Consider the following 2,032-nt stretch of genomic DNA (forward strand, 5'->3'; position numbering starts at 1 on the left):
GGTAAAGACAAAGCCTGGTCAGTATTAGGAAGTTTCATGAAATAATCGTTTGTAATTAAGAAACCCGCACCGTGGATTATAACGGTGCGGGTGTGCGGCCGAGCCTAGGTCGTATCATATAGCGGGTGGGATTCTCGCCGAGTAAGAACTAGACATTCGCTCGTAGCGAGTCTTGGAGGGCTAAAGGTAACTTTGGCCTTTAAGCGTAGACAGTTAGGTAACGGGCCGAAAGCCAAATGGTTGAAGGGATTGAGCTCCATAATGTTAGTAAATCGAGAGGGCTGATGCCTTACGCACAGCAGAAAGCTACATTTTATCCTTCGATAAAGGCAAGAAGGGTAGAACCTCTCTGGAGTCAGAGACCTTGGCACGTTATAAATTGATATGATACGGGAACTCGGGAGACCCTACCGGTCTTTTTTTAGAAGAGTATGGTCTACAAGTGATAACAAGCAAGGAAACCAAATGCCAAAGGTAGGGAGTCGGATAGCAGCGTAGTACCAATGAAGTTGGGTAATGCCGATGGAGGGAAGGCTAGCTACCAGTTATCACCCTTACTAGGGACACATTTACTACACACAGAGGTAGGAATAATAAATGGAAACAAAACTACTAAGGATAGCAGAATTAGCAAAATCTGAGCCTAAAATGAAGTTTACATCTCTTGCACATTTATTGAATGAGCAATCTTTAACTCAGTGTCATCATGAATTGCCTAATAAAAAGGCCACTGGTATCATCGGAACGACAAAAGAACAATACAATGATAGCTTGGAAGAAAACATAGAGGATTTAGTAAGTAGGCTTAAAAGCAAAAGTTACCGTCCTGTTCCTGTAAGACGAATGTATATCCCAAAGCTCAACTCAAACAAGATGAGACCACTGGGAATACCGGAACATGAAGATAAAATTGTTCAAAAGGGCATTACGAAAATACTAAATGCCATCTATGAAAATGACTTTCTAGACTGTTCATTTGGGTTCCGTCCAAATAGAAACTGCCACGATGCGCTGAAAATACTGAATCAATATATTGAGAAGAGAGCAGTAAGCTATGTAGTCGATGTAGATATTAAAGGATTCTTTGATAACGTTGACCACAAATGGATGATGGAATTCTTGAAACTCCGAATCGCTGACCCTAACTTACTGAGAATAATCAGCAGGTTTCTTAAAGGTGGATACATGGAGGAAGGGAAGAAATACAAGACAGACAATGGCACACCGCAAGGTGGAGTGATATCTCCGATATTAGCAAATGTCTATCTCCATTACGTTCTCGATCTATGGTTTGAAAAAGTGGTTAGGAAGCAATGTAAAGGACAGGCATTTATAGTAAGGTACGCAGATGATTTTGTTTGTTGTTTTCAGAATAAAAGTGAAGCCCAGCAATTCTTCCATTCATTAAAAGCGAGGTTAAAGAAATTTAACTTGGAAATAGCCGAGGATAAAACTAAAATAATTCCCTTCGGACGGTTTGCGGAAAAGAATGCAAAACGTGACGGGACTGGCAAACCACATACTTTTGATTTCCTTGGGTTTACCCACTATTGTGGGGTAAGCAAACAAGGAAATTTTCGAGTTAAACGGAAAACCAGCAGGAAGAAAGTCCAAGGCAAACTAAAAGAAACGAAAGAATGGCTGAAGAATAACAGGAATAAAGATACTCATATGATTATGGATAGATTTAAACGCTCACTAATAGGTTATTACAACTACTATTGCATCACGGATAACACCCAAACTGTTAACAACTTCAAAGCGAAAATTGAGTGCTTACTATTTAAATGGCTAAACAGAAGAAGCCAAAGGAAATCCTTTACGTGGGATAAATTCAGGCTCTTTCTTAATAAATATCCACTACCTTCACCAAGAATCAAAGTGAATATCTATGACTTGAGAAAAGAAATTAGCTACATTCTGTGAACGATAATTTGGAGGAGCCGTGTGCGTTAATAGCGCAAGCACGGTTCTGTGAGGGGGGAGGAGTACAATTTACCGCAAGGTAGAAAGGCTCCCTTCTACTCGACTA

The 2,032-nt window shown here is 40.2% G+C and carries 1 protein-coding gene; it reads left to right on the top strand.

Annotation, left to right across the window (positions count from 1 at the left end; genetic code table 11):
• The first annotated feature begins 597 nt into the window (after positions 1-597).
• Complete coding sequence (gene ltrA / locus ACH0QE_RS05870) at positions 598-1,926, top strand: group II intron reverse transcriptase/maturase (RefSeq protein WP_415782587.1); 1,329 nt, start codon at positions 598-600, stop codon at positions 1,924-1,926.
• The last annotated feature ends 106 nt before the right edge of the window (positions 1,927-2,032 follow it).

The organism is Mesobacillus sp., from assembly GCF_047739415.1.
Lineage (GTDB): Bacteria > Bacillota > Bacilli > Bacillales > Cytobacillaceae > Mesobacillus.